This is a genomic window from Neobacillus sp. SRL179, from assembly GCF_984799095.1.
Genome location: NZ_OZ481792.1, coordinates 3,463,061 through 3,480,433, shown reverse-complemented (window position 1 = coordinate 3,480,433; position 17,373 = coordinate 3,463,061). Strand labels below are relative to the sequence as shown.

Annotated in this window: 19 protein-coding genes; 16 read left to right on the top strand and 3 right to left on the bottom strand. The window is 39.0% G+C overall.

What is annotated here, in order from left to right; genetic code table 11:
- Positions 1-92 precede the first annotated feature (92 nt).
- The 8 genes from mltG (at position 93) to AC4E8C_RS17245 (ending at position 8,218) form a co-directional block, all read left to right on the top strand.
- On the top strand, positions 93-1,229 hold the full coding sequence (mltG, locus tag AC4E8C_RS17280) for an endolytic transglycosylase MltG (RefSeq protein WP_490212599.1): 1,137 nt from the start codon (positions 93-95) through the stop codon (positions 1,227-1,229).
- Positions 1,230-1,512: 283 nt separating this feature from the next.
- Positions 1,513-2,163: an O-methyltransferase gene (locus AC4E8C_RS17275; RefSeq protein ID WP_490207884.1), complete on the top strand. Its 651-nt coding sequence runs from the start codon at positions 1,513-1,515 to the stop codon at positions 2,161-2,163.
- Entirely contained in the window at positions 2,160-3,089 is a 930-nt protein-coding gene (locus AC4E8C_RS17270) for a peptidase U32 family protein (RefSeq protein WP_490207883.1), read from the top strand. The genes AC4E8C_RS17275 and AC4E8C_RS17270 overlap by 4 nt, the downstream gene beginning before the upstream one ends.
- A gap of 15 nt (positions 3,090-3,104) precedes the next feature.
- A complete protein-coding gene (locus AC4E8C_RS17265) occupies positions 3,105-4,379 on the top strand; it encodes a peptidase U32 family protein (protein ID WP_490207882.1) in 1,275 nt (424 codons plus the stop codon).
- Positions 4,376-5,011, top strand: coding sequence for a uridine kinase (gene udk, locus AC4E8C_RS17260; RefSeq protein WP_490212598.1), 636 nt, complete (start codon positions 4,376-4,378; stop codon positions 5,009-5,011). Before AC4E8C_RS17265 ends, udk begins: the two co-directional genes overlap by 4 nt.
- A gap of 154 nt (positions 5,012-5,165) precedes the next feature.
- Complete coding sequence (gene greA / locus AC4E8C_RS17255; RefSeq protein WP_490207881.1) at positions 5,166-5,642, top strand: transcription elongation factor GreA; 477 nt, start codon at positions 5,166-5,168, stop codon at positions 5,640-5,642.
- A gap of 60 nt (positions 5,643-5,702) precedes the next feature.
- Positions 5,703-7,466: a peptidoglycan D,D-transpeptidase FtsI family protein gene (locus AC4E8C_RS17250; protein ID WP_490207880.1), complete on the top strand. Its 1,764-nt coding sequence runs from the start codon at positions 5,703-5,705 to the stop codon at positions 7,464-7,466.
- A 74-nt stretch (positions 7,467-7,540) separates the two neighbouring features.
- Positions 7,541-8,218, top strand: coding sequence for a YrrS family protein (locus AC4E8C_RS17245; RefSeq protein ID WP_490207879.1), 678 nt, complete (start codon positions 7,541-7,543; stop codon positions 8,216-8,218).
- A 229-nt stretch (positions 8,219-8,447) separates the two neighbouring features.
- On the opposite strand, the gene AC4E8C_RS17240 is transcribed toward AC4E8C_RS17245, so the two are convergent.
- On the bottom strand, positions 8,448-8,651 hold the full coding sequence (locus AC4E8C_RS17240; protein WP_490207878.1) for a DUF2536 family protein: 204 nt from the start codon (positions 8,649-8,651) through the stop codon (positions 8,448-8,450).
- A gap of 287 nt (positions 8,652-8,938) precedes the next feature.
- Here AC4E8C_RS17240 and mtnN point away from each other — a divergent pair, with 287 nt between their 5' ends.
- From mtnN to AC4E8C_RS17205, 7 genes are all read left to right on the top strand, one after another.
- Entirely contained in the window at positions 8,939-9,634 is a 696-nt protein-coding gene (gene mtnN, locus AC4E8C_RS17235) for a 5'-methylthioadenosine/S-adenosylhomocysteine nucleosidase (protein ID WP_490207877.1), read from the top strand.
- Positions 9,635-9,651: 17 nt separating this feature from the next.
- The gene (gene cysK, locus AC4E8C_RS17230) at positions 9,652-10,575 is read left to right on the top strand and encodes a cysteine synthase A (protein ID WP_490207876.1); all 924 of its coding nucleotides are present in this window, start codon (positions 9,652-9,654) and stop codon (positions 10,573-10,575) included.
- Between the two features lies 1 nt (position 10,576).
- A complete protein-coding gene (locus AC4E8C_RS17225; protein WP_490207875.1) occupies positions 10,577-11,710 on the top strand; it encodes a bifunctional cystathionine gamma-lyase/homocysteine desulfhydrase in 1,134 nt (377 codons plus the stop codon).
- A gap of 133 nt (positions 11,711-11,843) precedes the next feature.
- Positions 11,844-12,104, top strand: coding sequence for a YrhC family protein (locus AC4E8C_RS17220; RefSeq protein ID WP_490207874.1), 261 nt, complete (start codon positions 11,844-11,846; stop codon positions 12,102-12,104).
- A 482-nt stretch (positions 12,105-12,586) separates the two neighbouring features.
- Complete coding sequence (locus AC4E8C_RS17215) at positions 12,587-12,727, top strand: YrzI family small protein (RefSeq protein WP_490207873.1); 141 nt, start codon at positions 12,587-12,589, stop codon at positions 12,725-12,727.
- 33 nt (positions 12,728-12,760) lie between these two features.
- Complete coding sequence (locus AC4E8C_RS17210) at positions 12,761-12,901, top strand: YrzI family small protein (RefSeq protein WP_490207872.1); 141 nt, start codon at positions 12,761-12,763, stop codon at positions 12,899-12,901.
- Positions 12,902-12,931: 30 nt separating this feature from the next.
- Complete coding sequence (locus tag AC4E8C_RS17205; RefSeq protein ID WP_490207871.1) at positions 12,932-13,072, top strand: YrzI family small protein; 141 nt, start codon at positions 12,932-12,934, stop codon at positions 13,070-13,072.
- A gap of 469 nt (positions 13,073-13,541) precedes the next feature.
- On the opposite strand, the gene AC4E8C_RS17200 is transcribed toward AC4E8C_RS17205, so the two are convergent.
- Positions 13,542-15,341 (bottom strand): M3 family oligoendopeptidase, encoded by a 1,800-nt coding sequence (locus AC4E8C_RS17200; RefSeq protein WP_490207870.1) that lies wholly within the window; start codon positions 15,339-15,341, stop codon positions 13,542-13,544.
- Between the two features lie 268 nt (positions 15,342-15,609).
- On the opposite strand from AC4E8C_RS17200, the gene AC4E8C_RS17195 reads away from it, so the two are divergent.
- Entirely contained in the window at positions 15,610-16,572 is a 963-nt protein-coding gene (locus tag AC4E8C_RS17195; protein ID WP_490207869.1) for a F510_1955 family glycosylhydrolase, read from the top strand.
- Positions 16,573-16,602: 30 nt separating this feature from the next.
- Here the strand turns inward: AC4E8C_RS17195 and sigK are convergent, their stop codons facing one another.
- A complete protein-coding gene (sigK, locus tag AC4E8C_RS17190; protein ID WP_490207868.1) occupies positions 16,603-17,319 on the bottom strand; it encodes an RNA polymerase sporulation sigma factor SigK in 717 nt (238 codons plus the stop codon).
- Positions 17,320-17,373: the final 54 nt, after the last annotated feature.

Below are 17,373 nucleotides of genomic sequence, written 5' to 3'. Positions count from 1 at the left end.
ATGCTGAAATTATTACAATGTCGATTTTTATATTATTTAAAAAGGTTGACCAAATTGGTTCCAACCTTGTTTTAGGGGAAAGGGGGAAAATGATGACAACAGATGATAAAGGTACAAAGAAAGATGTTATTCAAAAAAAAATGCTAGAACAACATAACGAAGCTAAACTTGTCCGTAAGATTGTTTTAATTATTTCTATTTTATTGCTATTATTCATCGTTATAGTTGGCGGTGGCGGTTATCTCTACATACAATCAGCACTTAACCCTTTAGATTCTAACAGTAAAAAGCAGAAGACAGTGGAAATTCCTTTAGGATCATCGGTAACGGGAATTGCTGAGACTTTAGAAGCAAAGGGAATTATTAAGAATGCAAAGGTATTTAAGTATTATGTTAAATTGAAAAATGAAGGCGGATTTATGGCGGGAGATTATCAACTGAGTCCGTCGATGGATGTTCCTGAAATTGTTACCCGTCTGAAAACAGGCAAGGTTTTAGCAAAAGCAAGTTTCAAAATAACTATTCCCGAAGGCAAACAGCTTATCGAAATAGCTGCTATTATGGCAAAAGCTACTAACCAAAACGAAGATCAAGTATTTGCAAAATTGAATGATAAAGAATTTATCAAATCACTTATGCTCAAATACCCAGACATCTTGACAGAAGAAATTATGCATTCCACTGTAAAATATCCATTGGAAGGATATCTATTTCCAGCAACTTATCCATTTTATAAACCAAATCCTTCTGTAGAGGAAATGGTCACGGCTATGCTAGATCAAACACGGACCGTCTTAGCAGAATATACAGATGAGAGTAAGGAAAAGAAACTGTCCGTTCATCAATTATTAACAATGGCATCTTTGGTAGAGGAAGAAGCGACCAACAAGGCTGACAGGAAAACGATTGCTAGTGTATTTTATAATCGGATGGATAAAGGAATGCCATTACAGACTGATCCGACTGTTTTATATGCACAAGGAAAACATAAAGATAAGGTCTTATATGAGGATTTAGAAGTCAATTCACCCTATAATACTTATAAAAATACGGGACTGCCTCCTGGACCGATAGCCAATTCTGGAAAAATTTCAATTGAAGCAGCTCTTGAGCCTAAGAAAACGGATTATTATTATTTTCTTGCAACGTCAGAAGGCGATGTTATTTTCACAAAGACACTGGAAGAACATAATCAACAAAAAGCAAAGCATATCACTAGTAAAAAATAATGTAAAATTCTCGGGGGAAGAGTTAGCATTCCCCTGTTTTTTATGGTAAAATAGTTCAGGTGTTTTAATAAGTATCTTATAGCGTAACACACAGTAAGGGACTTTTGCGGCTATGCCCAAAGGTGCACCAAGTTGAATTCTTCAGCTTGCTGAAGCTTTCCATATCTGTGAACGCTATTTTTTCATGTCTAAAGTTCGTTTATTTGTGAGAAAATAAATGTATTTGACTCTTTGGACGAATTTTATCAAACCATGCTTTATACAGGATAGAGGTGAGGGCAGCTTGTTAAACGAGAAGCTGCATTCTTATATTGAAGGCCTTATACCAGAGCGTAACCAACTGTTATCAGAAATGGAGCACTACGCACACGAGCATCAGGTTCCCATCATGGAACTAGCCGGTATCGAAACCATGCTCCAATTGTTACGGATCCAACGTTCAAAAAAAATCCTAGAGGTAGGAACAGCCATTGGCTATTCGGCACTGCGTATGGCTGTAGCAATTCCTGACGCGGCAATTGTCACTATTGAGCGGGATGTTGAACGAATTCTAGCAGCAAAAGAGTTTATTAATCGCTCTGAAAATGGTGCGCAAGTTACACTTATCGAAGGTGATGCCTTAGAGGTTGAGGAAATTGTTAGTGGACATGCCCCGTTTGATGCTATTTTTATTGATGCTGCGAAAGGGCAATATAAAAAGTTCTTTGAGATTTATGAAAAATACCTGAATCGTGACGGAATTATTATTACCGATAATGTCTTGTTTAAAGGTCTTGTTGCTGAACAAGAGATCGAGTCAAAAAGAACCCGTAATCTTGTTAAGAAAATTGCTGATTTTAACCAATGGCTGATGAACCATCCAGAATATAACACAGTTATACTTCCAGTCGGGGACGGGGTAGCCATCAGCAAAAGGAGAGGTGAAAGGAAATGAAGAAACCAGAATTGCTTGTCACTCCACTGACAGTTGACGATATATTGCCACTTGCCGAGGCTGGGGCGGATGCCTTTGTTGTTGGGGAACAACGCTACGGGTTACGGCTTGCAGGTGAATTTAATCGCGAAGACGTTCAAAAGGCTATTGAGCTAGCACATAGCAAGGGGAAAAAAGTATATGTGGCGATGAATGCTATTTTTCACAATGAAAAAATAGCAGAACTTGACAACTATATTCAATTTGCGGCAAAAGCAAAGGCGGATGCTATTATCTTCGGTGATCCTGCTGTTTTAATGACAGCACGAGAAGCAGCTCCGGAGATGAAGCAGCATTGGAATACAGAGACAACTGGAACCAACTGGTTCACATGTAACTATTGGGGTACAAAGGGTGCAAAAAGGTCTGTTTTAGCTCGAGAGATTAATATGGAGGCCATCGTAGAAATAAAGGAAAAGGCTGAAGTAGAAATCGAAGTTCAGGTCCATGGCATGAGCTGTATGTTCCAATCCAAGCGTTCGTTACTTGGTAACTATTACGAGCATCAAGGTAAAGTTATGGAAATTGAAAATCGCAAAATGGAAAAAAATATGTTTTTACACGATAAAGAGCGGGCTAATAAATACCCGATATTTGAGGATGAAAATGGAACGCATATTATGAGCCCTAACGATATTTGTATTATTGACGAGCTTCAGGATATGGTAGAAGCAGGTGTCGACTCCTTTAAAATCGATGGAATCTTAAAGAGCCGAGAATATATTCTTGCTGTTACAAAAGCATATCGTGAAGCCATTGATTTATGTGTGGAAGATCCAGATGAATATGAAGATAAAAAGGACGAATTATTATCGGCTATTGAAGACATTCAACCTGCCAATCGTCCGTTAGATACAGGGTTCTTTTTCAAAGAAACAGTTTACTAAGGGAGGGGTTCACTCGTGAATACAGTTAAAGACAAAATCTCAGAAATAATTGATGGGAAACGTGTCATTGTAAAGAAGCCGGAACTCCTTGCACCAGCAGGCAATCTTGAAAAATTAAAAATTGCTGTTCATTATGGCGCGGATGCGGTTTTTATTGGCGGGCAGGAATATGGCCTCCGTTCAAATGCCGATAACTTCACTTTCGAAGAAATGAAAGAAGGAGTGGAGTTTGCTAAGAAATATGGAGCTAAAATTTACGTGACCACCAATATTTTTGCTCATAATGAAAATATGGATGGTCTTGAAGAGTATATTCTTGGGTTGAAGGAGACAGGAATAGCTGGAATAATTGTCGCTGATCCACTCATTATTGAGACCTGTCGCCGACTTGCTCCTGAGATCGAAATTCATATTAGTACCCAGCAATCACTATCAAACTGGAAAGCGGCCGAGTTTTGGAGAGAGGCTGGGGCATCTCGTGTTGTTTTAGCACGTGAAGTTGGTGCGGAAGAAATTAGAGAAATGAAGGATAAAGTTGATATTGAAATTGAAACCTTTGTCCATGGTGCAATGTGTATTGCTTATTCTGGCCGCTGTACATTAAGTAATCATATGACCGCTCGGGATTCTAACCGCGGGGGCTGCTGTCAATCATGCCGCTGGGATTACGATCTTTACAAGCTTGAAGAGAGTGACCAGGAAACAGCTCTATTTGAAGACACGGATGCACCGTTTGCCATGAGTCCTAAAGATCTTAATTTAATTCAAGCGATTCCGAAAATGATTGAACTCGGCATTGATAGCTTGAAAATCGAGGGCCGAATGAAATCGATTCATTATATTGCGACTGTTGTCAGTGTTTATCGAAAAGTGATCGATGCCTATTGTGCTGATCCTGAGAACTTTGTCATTAAGAAAAGTTGGTTAGAGGAACTTGATAAATGTGCAAACCGGGAAACGGCACCAGCATTTTTCGAAGGTGTTCCTGGGTATAAAGAGCAAATGTTTGGTAATCATAGCAAGAAGACAAAGTTTGAATTTGTGGGTCTTGTGTTGGATTATAATGAAGAAACACAAATGGTAACATTACAGCAGCGAAATCATTTTAAACCAGGGGAAGAAGTAGAATTCTTCGGTCCAGAAATTCAAAACTTTACACATGTGGTTGATAAAATTTGGGATGAAAAAGGTAATGAATTGGATGCAGCCAGACATCCGCTTCAGATTGTGCAATTTAAATTGGACAAACCGGTATACCCTAACAACATGATGCGAAAGGAGAACGCATAATGCGCAAACCGGTTGTTATTGGAGTAACCGGCGGCTCCGGCTCCGGAAAAACCAGTGTAACGAAAGCCATTTATGAAAGCTTGAAGGATCATTCTATCTTAGTGATTGAACAAGATTATTATTATAAAGACCAGCATGAATTGCCATTTGAGGAACGATTAAAGACGAATTATGATCATCCGCTGGCTTTTGATAATGATTTATTGATTGAACATATTGGAAAGCTTTTACGCTATGAACCAATTGAGAAACCTGTATACGATTATTCTATCCATACTCGTTCAAACAAGGTAATCCCAGTTGACCCGAAAGATGTAATTATTTTAGAAGGAATACTTGTGCTAGAAGATGAACGTCTACGCAATCTAATGGACATTAAATTGTACGTTGATACCGATGCGGACTTAAGAATTATCCGCCGGCTTACACGTGACATTAGAGAACGGGGACGGACGTTTGATTCTGTCATTGATCAATATTTAAATGTGGTCCGCCCTATGCATAATCAATTTATTGAACCAACGAAACGTTATGCAGATATTATCATTCCAGAAGGCGGACAAAACCATGTTGCCATTGATTTAATGGTCACAAAAATTCAAACAATTCTTGAACAAAAGTCGTTTTTGTGACACAATAGCAAAAGAATAGCCTTAAATAAATAGTACTTGTGCGCGACCTTACAACCTAAGGCCGCGCAACTATATATTTAGCTGGTTTTATATCTACATACATTACATACACAATTCTAATGGGGGATTGTGAAGACTAGAAGGAGTGAGGATTTTGGCTACTGAAAAAGTATTTCCAATGACACAAGCAGGTAAAGAGAAATTAGTCCAAGAGCTAGAATACTTAAAATCAGTAAAACGTAAAGAAGTAGTAGAAAGAATTAAAACAGCTCGCAGCTTCGGAGATTTATCGGAGAACTCTGAGTATGATTCTGCGAAAGAAGAGCAAGCATTTGTGGAGGGTCGAATTACAACATTAGAAAATATGATCCGAAATGCTAAAATTATTGCTGAAAGTGAAATGGCTGGCGACTCTGTTACTTTGGGCAGTTCAGTTACTTTTGTTGAGCTTCCAGATGGTGAAGAAGAGACGTATTCCATTGTTGGTAGTGCTGAGGCTGATCCATTCGAGGGGAAAATCTCGAATGACTCTCCTATTGCAAGGAGTCTCTTAGGTAAAAAAGTTGGCGATCAAGTTTCCGTTCAAACACCAGGTGGGGAAATGAGCGTACGAATCGTCAGTATTAAATAATCAATTAAATATTGTTTGAAATGAAGAAACCTCGTCAAAACTTTTGACGAGGTGTTTTTTATGTGGAAAAAACGGGCTCTTGGCTGGCTTTTTATTTGTATAACAGGTTTCGTATTGCTATTGGTACGGTTAATGCAAATACAATTAATCGAAACAAAGACCTTTTCTAAGCATAATGTTAATTTACTTGAGGAAAGTGTTAAACAAAGAACACAAGAAATCGTCATTGATAATGGCCGCGGGAACTTTCTTGACCGGAACGGGCAGTTGCTTACACATAAGAAAGTATCAGTGCTAGTGCTGTTTCCATTTTTAAAAAAGATGGACTGGGATGCAGGTAAAGTTTCTTCCATTTCAGGAATACCAGTGAATGCACTTAAACTAGCTGTCGAAGCAGCCAAGAAGCCATTTGCCTATGGTAATTCACAGCCTGTTGAATTGACCACTTCCCAAATGGAGAGAATTAATCAGTTAAAAATTCCTGGTGTTTTTGCGATTGAAAGAAAGTTTGAACGTTCAGATGTGCCAGCGGAACAGCTAATAGGACTGACAGGGGAAAACGTAAAAGAATTAAAGAAGCGCTATCCGAATAAAGAGTTATCAGAGAAAACCTTGCTTGGCGTTTCAGGGCTTGAGGAAAGTTTTGACGAATTCTTGCTGCCTGAAGGTAAATCAAAGCTCGTTTATCATGTTGATGGGACTGGCTCCCCCTTGTTTGGCATAAACGTGAAATATGTAGATCCTGCGAACCCTTTTTACCCAGTTAATGTTCGAACGACTATCGACAAAAATCTTCAGCAAAAAGCCGAGGACTTAGTTGATCAGTACCAAATAAAAAAGGGCGGTTTAGTCCTATTGAATATTCAAGACAATAGTGTGCTGGCGATGGTTTCACGGCCAACGATTAATAAAAAAGACCCTTATAGTGGTGCAGGAATTACAAATATCATGCTTAAACAACAGATTATAGGTTCTGTATTTAAAACGGTGGTTGCTGCAGCTGCTATTGAAAATAATCTCGATGACCCCACCCGCCGATTTGATTGTAGTAAAAAAATCAATGGTCAGCCGGAAATAAAATATGATTATGGAATGCTCGATTTTACATCAAGCTTTGCAAGAAGTTGTAATCGAACTTTCGGGGAACTAGCCAAAGATCTGCAAAAAAAGAATCAACATGCTTTAGAGGATTATGCCACGAAGTTGTCGTTAACAGGTTCTGTTGGCTGGCAAGGGGATGTATACCACACAAGTGACTTTAAACAGCTTGTAGATGAAGATCATGGCCGAGTATTTGTAACCGATCAAGCAAGAAAAGATAGAAACTTTGTGGCCATGTCAGGAATTGGGCAGCATGAGGTTCGGGCTACACCTTTAGCCGTGGCCAATATGATGGCAACCATCGCTAGAGGGGGTCAAAAAGAAATGGTCAGGGCCGTCTCAAAAATTGAATACAAAAATGGAACGACCATGGTCGATTTTCCAGAGGAAAGTTTAAAAGGGGATCCGATTTCTCCTTATACTGCAATGAGGCTGCAAAAATTACTGAGAGAAGTTGTGTTAAATCCTAATGGTACTGGCAGGTGGTTTAAAGATTTACCATATGAAGTTGCTGGTAAATCGGGCACAGCTGAAACTGGGAAATATGCAGATGGCAAGCAGCTTCATAATAAATGGTTTGCGGGATATTTCCCCTATCAAAATCCCAAATATGCCTTGGTTGCCGTAAATTTAGATGTACTGGATTCTGAGGGCGGGGTCAACTTATTATTTGGCGATATGGTTAAAATGCTCTATGAAAATGATCATAGCAGTAAACAATGAAATTGTTTTTTCCTTCAAGTTCTCCTGAAATCATGTTAGAATATTGAGAGCCTGATTTATACGGAGGGATAAATTTGAGTAATGATTTCAAGCCGAATTCTCGTTCGGGTTACCGGGCGAAAAGGAAAAAAACAAATATTGTCTTAAATAGTTTAATTGTCATTGTCTTGTTATTAATTATTTTCGTGGCTTACAATATTTTTGCATCTGGGGATGACAATGCATCACCAAAGAAGGAAAGTCCAAAAACAGAACAAAAAGAAACAGTAAATAAAGACGCTAAGGCCAAAAAAGATCAACAAAAGAAAACCACTGACAAATCTTCATCTGAAACTAAAGATAATGCGGCAGAGGAAGAGCAAAAAAGTCAGGAAGCCTCTAGCTCTGAAACGGAAGCGGCAGATGAATCACAGGCAGTGGTATCTGATGGAGGCAGTTCTTCTAATGTAGTGAAAACCATTGAGAATCCTAGCTGGAAACCTGTTGGGACCACCCAAACAGGTGAGCATACGCCAACATTTGATGGAGTGGATTGGGATGAAATGCTTCAGGCCATTTCATATGCTACTGGTCTCGAACAAAGTAATATGAAGGTATATTGGCTGGGCAGTGATAAATCTACAACTAATGCAGCAATTGGCACTGTATATTCACCCGATCAACAACAAAAGTATAGAGTGTTCATTCAATGGGTAGATGGTGAAGGCTGGAAGCCGACAAAGGTAGAAGAATTAACACAACTTGAAAGATAAAGGCTGTGTTAATGATTAATGGTGATTTTAAAGCACGTTGATTGGAGCGGAAGGCACGAAGACTCCTGCGGGAGTACGGGACAGGGGAGACCCCGCAGGAGCGAAGCGACGAGGAGGCTCCACGTACCGCCCTAAGGTCCGCGAAGTGCCTGGAGCGGAAATCAATAAGAAAGTTTAAAAGAGCAAAAATAAAAGAAATAGGATGAGGCTAAAAGTAAATCGCCTCATCCTATTTCTTTTTAAAATGAACTACAGCAGAAAAATAGGTTTGTCCATTTTCGTTTACATGCATCTGGTGGGTAACAGAGTGCACTCCTAATAGGATGGCTCTATTCTCATCAATCTGCGATTCAATTTTCTTTTGCAATGTTTTTAAATCATTAGCTTCAAAAAACTCTACTTTATCCTCAATTAGTTCAAATTGAAAATTCATTTCAGCATCCTTCCTTTCACTAAATTCATTTTAATTAAATTCAATGAGGCTTACAATCTAAATGAAACAAAGTATGAATTATGATAACAGGACAGCTCAGTAAATCATACTATATTTCTAGGGATTCAAAGAAAACTAAATATTCATCCATGTGTGAGGAAATAAACCATGAGGCAGCATGGCAGGTACCACTTAAATGATGGTAGAATAGTGATTGCGGATATGAAGGTAGAATCCGAGGAAGAGTATAAAACATAAAAGGAAAACAAACAGAAAGAGGTTAAAGCATGAAGATCGCCATCATCGGAGCAATGGAAGAAGAAGTTACCTTACTAAGAGACAATATAGAGGACAGGACACAAGAAACAGTTGCAGGCTGCGAATTTACATTCGGCAGCATGCATGGTGCAGAGGTCATTTTGCTGCGTTCTGGAATTGGTAAAGTAAATGCAGCCATGTCTACTACGATTTTGCTTGAAAAATATAAACCAGATTGCATTATCAACACCGGTTCAGCAGGAGGCTATAACCCTTCTCTAAATGTCGGGGATGCAGTTATTTCTACGGAAGTTCGTCATCATGATGTTGATGTCACAGCATTTGGTTATGAATATGGTCAGGTTCCACAACTTCCTGCTGCATTTTTAGCAAATGAAAAATTGATTTCTACAGCAGAAGCAGCCGCAAAAGAACTGGATAATTTCCAAATAGTGAAGGGGCTTATTGTAACAGGTGATTCATTTATGGAAGACCCGGCACGTGTAGAGTTTGTTCGTTCCAAATTTCATGATTTGCAAGCTGTCGAAATGGAAGCGGCTGCGATTGCGCAAGTTGCTCACCGTTTCGGAGTGCCCTTTGTAATCATTCGTTCTCTTTCGGACATCGCTGGAAAAGAGTCTGAAATCTCATTTGATCAATTTATTGACAAGGCAGCAACTAATTCTGCCACGTTAGTCATGAAAATGGTAGCAGCCATTAAATAGTATGTAGAGGTGGAGTCATGCAAGTTTACAAAAATGTACATGCATTAATAGGGCAGACACCAATCGTTGAAATCACACAATTTTTTTTGCCTAAAGGCGTTCGTATTTTTGCAAAGCTTGAATTCATGAATCCGGGTGGCAGTGTCAAGGACCGGCTTGGAATAGAACTACTAAAAGAGGCATTTTCGAGCGGAAAACTAAAAAAAGGCGGTACAGTCATTGAGCCGACCGCTGGAAATACAGGAATTGGCTTGGCACTTGCTGCCATTAACACAGGTGTAGAGGTTATTTTATGTGTCCCCGAAAAGTTTAGTATTGAAAAACAGGAATTGATGAAAGCCCTAGGTGCAAGGGTAGTTCATACGCCAACAGAGCAAGGGATGAAAGGGGCGATCGCTAGGGCAGAGGAGCTTTTGCAAGAAATCCCTGAATCCTATTGCCCGCAACAATTTGGTAACCCAGCTAATCCTGAAACCTACTACAAAACACTTGGACCAGAAATTTGGGAGCAAATGGATGGAAAAGTGAATATCTTTATTGCTGGGGCGGGCACAGGTGGAACGTTCATGGGTACAGCCCGTTTTTTAAAGGAAAAAAGCCAATCCGTAAAAACAGTCATTGTTGAACCAGAAGGCTCCATTTTAAACGGTGGAGAATCAGGTCCTCATAAAACAGAAGGCATTGGAATGGAATTTTTACCAAATTATATGGATCGCTCCTATTTTGATGCCATTCATACGGTTTCGGATGAAAATGCTTTCGCACTCGTAAAAGAATTAGCGAGAAAAGAGGGTCTTCTAGTTGGAAGTTCTTCTGGGGCAGCATTTTATGCTGCATTAGAAGAGGCCAAAGCGGCTAAGCCAGACACCAATATCGTGGTTGTTTTTCCTGACGGGAGCGAACGTTATTTAAGCAAGAAGATCTTTGAAGGAGGTATTTAGGTTGAGAAGAAAAACCAAATTAATTCACGGTGGAATTAGTGAAGACCCCCTAACAGGTGCAGTTTCGTTCCCAATATATCAAGTCAGCACCTATAAACAAGAAGGTGTCGGCGGCCACAAGGGTTACGAGTATTCTCGAACAGGTAATCCCACCAGACATGCTCTAGAAGAGCTTATTAAAGATATTGAGGGTGGCAGTGCTGGTTTTGCATTCGGTTCCGGTATGGCGGCCATTACGGCGGTATTTATGTTATTTAATAGCGGTGATCATGTTATTCTAACAGATGATGTGTATGGTGGAACCTTCCGTATAATGACCAAGGTCCTAAATCGACTTGGCATCGATTCAACCTTCGTTGATACTACCAATTTAGAAAACATCAAAAAGGAAATCAGACCCAATACAAGAGCTATTTATATAGAAACACCGACCAATCCACTGTTAAAGATAACAGATATTGAAGCGGCAGCTAAGCTTGCTAAGGAACATGAACTGTTAACCATCGTCGATAACACTTTTTCCACACCGTACTGGCAAAATCCATTAGAGCTGGGTGCTGATATTGTACTGCATAGTGCAACAAAGTATATTGGTGGTCATAGCGATGTCGTGGCAGGTCTAGTGGCCGTTAATAATGACCAGCTGGCTAGTGACCTTCATTTCGTTCAAAACTCAACAGGAGGGGTTTTAGGACCGCAGGATTCATGGTTGCTCATCAGGGGAATCAAAACATTAGGGGTCAGGATGGAGGAAACAGAATCCAATACGAAGGCGATAATAGAATTTCTCCAAGGACATCCCCGTGTTAGAAAGGTGTTTTATCCAGGATTAGAAGACCATCCCAATCATGATATTGCAAAGAAGCAGGCTAGAGGGTATGGCGGCATGGTTTCCTTTGATGTTGGAAGTGCAGAAAATGCTGACCAATTGCTAAGTAAAATCCATTACTTTACCTTGGCTGAAAGTCTTGGCGCCGTTGAAAGCCTCATTTCCGTACCCGCTAGAATGACCCACGCATCAATTCCTGCTGAACGAAGAGCAGAATTAGGGATAACTGACGGGTTAATTCGGATCTCCGTCGGTCTCGAAGACATCGAAGATTTAATCGAAGATCTATCACAAGCATTACAATAGTGTTAGAGTGAAAAAGGGTGTCAGGCACCGAGATGGTGCCTGACACCCTTTTTCTAATATTTACATACTGTTTAGTCGTAAATATTATGATAAAGTAGGGGAGTAGATTTTTTAGAAGGTGCAGGTGATAAGATTGGAACAACAAATGAAAAATTTGTATGAAAAAATGGTTGATTTTAAACGGTTTGGAACTGTCTTATTAGCTGTAGGTGTATTTTTTTATTTAGGCGTGATTATCCCAATGAATGTAAAAAGTGAATGGGATACCAATATAATGGTGATTTCCTCAACGTCTTTTTTTGCCCTTTCAATCTTATTTTTTATTCAATCAAAGATATATCAAATAAAGCTCTCCAATATGGAAGATAGTGAAGATTATTTCATGAAAAAGTAAGCGCCCCGATTTTGTCGGGACGCTTATTTTTTTACCTTCTTGGCGGGCTTTTTAATTATTTATTATAAAATTTCAGTAAAAAGGTTTACAAAACATGATTGCGTGGATATAATTACCAGTGTAAACGAAAAATTCCAAAAAAGGAGGTCGAAGAACATGATGTTATTATTAATTGGAGCACCTGCATCCGTAACAGCTGGCATTGGTATGAATAATGTTTTGAAAACTGTATATGGGAATATCACGCATTCGACCAGACTGGAATGGATCGCTTAAATTAAGTGACAATACATATCCATGCCGCAAGGGAGAATGACGCCTTGCGGTATTTTTGTGCCTTCTTTTAGGTGTGCCGCAGGGAGCCTTCTTCTTGCGGCCTTTTTGTGCCCTTTTTACTCGCCATTTGGATATGTCTTGCATAAAGTGAAACTGCATGCAGTGATCGTACAACTTAATATTCACACTTAAGGAGGTGGTAAACCATGACCCTAAATATTTTGTTTCTTTCCATTACCATAAAAAAGCGCAAAATTAGCTTGCAGGAAGCAGCAGCACAAGAACGAGTTGAAAAGCTTTATGAAAAAAGCAAGGATCGGCAAATTAGTATGCACCGTCTCATGTAATAATGGTATTAATAAAAAAGGAAGTGAATGAAAGTGACCTTAAATATATTATTTTTCTCGATTACGATAAAAAAACGAAACATCAGTCTTCAGGAAGCAACAACACAAGAACGAGTGGAAAAGCTCTATGAACAAAGCAAAGATCGGCAAATTTCCATGCATCGACTCATGTAATCAGCTTTAAGTAAAGGAAGTGAAAACAACATGACCCTCAATATATTTTTTTTAACGATTACCATTCAGAAACGGAAAATGAGCCTTGAAGAAGCTGCCCATCAAGATATGGTCAAAAGGCTTTATGAAAAGAACAAGGATCGTCAAGCAAGTATGTATCGAATGATGTAAAGGGTTTTACTATTAACAATAAAGAAAGGTGGTTTTATTATGGTGTTTTTATTAATGCAAGGTCGAGGAGCTAGCTTATGGGATATGAAGGATACCACCTAGCCGGACTTTGAAAATAGGAGGAACCTAAATGCCGCTGCATATATTATTACTATCATTACTCTTTAAACCAAAGAAAACGATTAAGAATTAAGCATTTTATCTAAACATAAAATTATCTTTTTGAAAATAACTTTAACTTATTGTTAACAAAATGTTCATTTTTCCCTTAGATAGATACGGTGAAAATATGATAAATTCATAGTAGAAGATATCAGAATCTCTCTAAGGGGTGGAGAAAATGTTCATGGTTGTAATGGCTCTCGTTATTACTGGGGTTATAGGCTTTGTTATCTTAGCTGAATTAAGTGCAGAACAATGAAATGAGCATCGGCCATAAGTGGTCGATGCTCATTTGTATTAATAAAGATTATTTCTCTTCTGTAAGTGCAAGAAATTCATTAATATCCTCAAGACAAATGCCAACTGCTTTTTCCCAGAAGTCTTTTTGAGTTAAATCGACCTGCAAATGTTTCATCGCTAGCTCTTCAACAGACATCGAGGCGGTATCTCTTAACAAAGCCATATATTTTTCCTCATAGCCTTTCCCCTCTTCTAGTGCCCGGGCATAAATACCAAGGGAGAATAAGTAGCCAAAGGTATACGGGAAGTTGTAGAATGGAACACCAGTAATAAAGAAATGTAGTTTGGAAGCCCAAAATAATGGATGATATTCTTCTAAAGCATCTCCATAAGCCTCTTTTTGGGCGTCTAACATTAATTCATTTAATCTTTCAGGCGTGACCGTACCTTGTTTTCTCTCATCGTAAAACCGGGTTTCAAATAAGAAACGGGCATGAATATTCATAAGAAGGGCAACGGTCCGTTGAATTTTATCATCTAATAGAACAAGCTTTTCTTCTTCATTCGCAGCATTTTTAACAGCGGCATCGGCCACAATCATTTCAGCAAATGTTGAAGCCGTTTCAGCCACGTTCATCGCATAGTTACAATTAAGGAACGGAACTCCGTTCATCGCGTAAGAATGGAAGCCGTGGCCAAGCTCATGAGCAAGGGTTGAAACATTCGATGGTGTACCAGAATAGGTCATAAAGATGCGAGATTGTTCACTTTCGGGAAGATAAGTACAGAATCCGCCAGGTGCCTTTCCTGGGCGGTCCTCAGCTTCTATCCACTGTCCTTCAAATGCATTCTTTGCAAAAGCAGCTAATTTTTCACCAAACAGTCCAAAGTTCTTTTCGATAAACGCTGCACCTTCTTGATAGGATACCTTTGATTCTGTTTTCCCATATGGTGCATCAAGGTCAAACCAGCTTAACTTCTCTAGACCTGAAAGTTTGGCTTTTCGTGCTAGATAATCTACAAGTTTTTGTTTATTATCTGCAATAACCGCCCACATCGTATCGAGTGTTTCTTTTTTCATACGGTTTATACTAAGCGGTTCCTTTAATACATCTTCCCAGCCGCGTTTTTGGTACACATTTAAACGGAAGCCTGAAAGATGATTTAATGTTTTAGCAAGGAAATCAGCTTGGTTACCCCATGCTTTTTCCCAGCTTTTAAAAACTGCTGACCGGATTTCACGATTTGGACTTGAAAATTTATTGAAGGCCTGCCCAACAGATAATTGTTTCTCTTCACCGTTTTCGACAAATGGAACTTTAATTTTACTGACAATGACATCGTACAATTGCCCCCAGCTATGGTAACCATCGACTTCTAAAGCGCTGATTAACGCTTCTTCTTCCTTAGACAGTTTTTCCTTTGCTTTCTCTCGGCTTTCTGTCAATACAAAGGATAGCTCCTTTAATGATTCGGCCGCAACAATCTGTTGCCATACTACATCATCAAACGTGGTCAACAGATTATCAAATGAGCCAAGAGCGCTTTGGAAGACGGCGTTCAAACTGGTTATTCTTGCATCAAGGGAATAGGCTTTTTTATCATCAGTATTTTGTGCCAATAAACACCCAACAAAAGCTCCAGCTTGGATTAATTTTTTTGCAGCACTTTCTAAATCTGATAGCAATTCTTGCAAGACCGCGGAATCAGCAAGAGAATTAGCTGGTTTCCAGTTATTTACTTTTGATTCGAATTGTTTAATACTTTCCTCTGTTTGGGATAGATAATCCTGTAATTGTGGAGAATCACTGCCCCCAGGGAAAAATACGTCAAGATTCCATACTTCTGAATATGTAGTGGCTGTCATCCTTGAACCCCCTTTTATGTATCTATTAATTATAATCTATTTTTCGAAAAATTCTATATGTTACGCTTTTCGAAATAGAGAAAATGGAGTGTTGATCCCTGGAGTATGTAGTGGAGGAAAACGCAGGTTCATTACTACTTTAGTAAAAATTTTGAGTTCGCTCATTGTCGAATATTTGACATTTCCAGTGGGACTGGGTTATAAGTGGATGGGAAAGAATACGTAAAGTGAATCTCATCGACTGCAGATGTTATTCAGGAGGAGAAAAATGAAGGTAAATTTAAAAACGTTATTAGCACTTATTTTAGGAGTATTTCTTATAGTCTCTGGATGTACTAAAAAGGAACAAGATCAAAAAACCACTAATCGAGAAAATCACACGAAATCCGAAATCCCCTTTCAAATGGTTGAGGCAAAATCAATGAAGATGAAAAATATCCGTGGTATTGGCTACCCTGGCAATGACACGGGTTTGTATGTGGCAAGTAATAATGGCCTGAAAATATTTAAGGATTCCAAATGGTACGAAACAACCTCTCTTCAACATGATTATATTGGCTTTCAAGCAGTTGAGGCGGGTTTTATTGCGAGCGGCCACCCACAAAAAGGCTCCGGCTTAAAGGACCCATTGGGTCTTATCCAGAGCAATAATAAAGGCGAAACTATAAAAAAATTAGCTTTTTACGGAAAGGTAAACTTTCATTTCACTGCTGCCAGTTTTTCAGGAAATGGCCTTTATGTCATAAGTGAACAGCCCAATGAACAATTAAGCTTAGGCGTAAACTATACTACCGATGGTGGGGAAACTTGGAATAAAAGTGAGTTCAAGGAGTTTAATGCTGACTCCCTGGGGATGATTGCCGTGCACCCGATAAAAGGGGAAACGATCGCCATGTCAACAAGGTCAGGGATCTATTATTCTAATGATCACGGCAATACCATGAAGTTGACCACCAATCCCATAATGGTAACAGCCTTAACATTTAGAGGGGATTCCATTTTATACTCAAGTGTTGAAAATGAGAAAATAATGTTAAAGATACTAAACCCAGCAACAGGTGAACAAGCCAATCTTGCTTTCCCGTTTTTAGATTATGATAATCCCATTACGTACCTTGCTGTTAATCCAAAGAATATAAATCAAATAGCCTTTACGACCTATAAAAATGATGTATTTGAAACGGTAGATGGCGGAAAAAGCTGGAACAATCTTCTGAGCGAAGGAAAATAGTTAAGAGCGGGATGAAACTCCCGCTCTTTTTCAATTCTTTTTCTTTTTTTCCTTCTCAGCTCGATAAAATTCATGGAACATTTTCATCAGGGCCCGTTTTTCAATTCTTGAAACATAACTCCTCGAGATACCTAGTTCTTTGGCAATCTCCCGCTGTGTTTTTTCTTTTTGTAAATCAAGGCCAAATCTGCCTATAATGACTTCTTTTTCACGATCATCTAGGACTTCGATGTACTTTTTAATCTTCTCAAGTTCCATATTAAGCTGAATCGTATCGACTACATCTTCAGATTCGGATTTTAGTACATCAATAAGGGAAATCTCGTTTCCTTCCTTATCTTGACCAATCGGGTCGTGCAGTGAAACATCTTTTTTTGTCTTTTTTAGTGCTCTTAAGTGCATTAGGATCTCATTTTCAATACAGCGAGCGGCATATGTTGCCAGCTTTGTTCCTTTTCCTTCTGAGTAGCTTTCAATCGCTTTAATTAATCCAATGGTTCCAATCGAAATTAAATCTTCCGAATCCTCTCCGGTATTTTCAAATTTTTTGACGATATGCGCGACGAGACGTAAATTGTGTTCAATCAACATATTTCGTGCATGGGCATCTCCTTCAGCCATTAAACGTAAATATTTTCTTTCTTCGGCTGCAGATAAGGGCTGCGGAAATGCATTATTTTTTACATATGAAACGAGGAATAAAAACTCTTTCATTAAATATCCGAGAGCTGTTAAGATTCCAGACATCCACATCCACCCCCGTGTTTTCTTAGGACTATAACCTATTTACTAATTCCTATG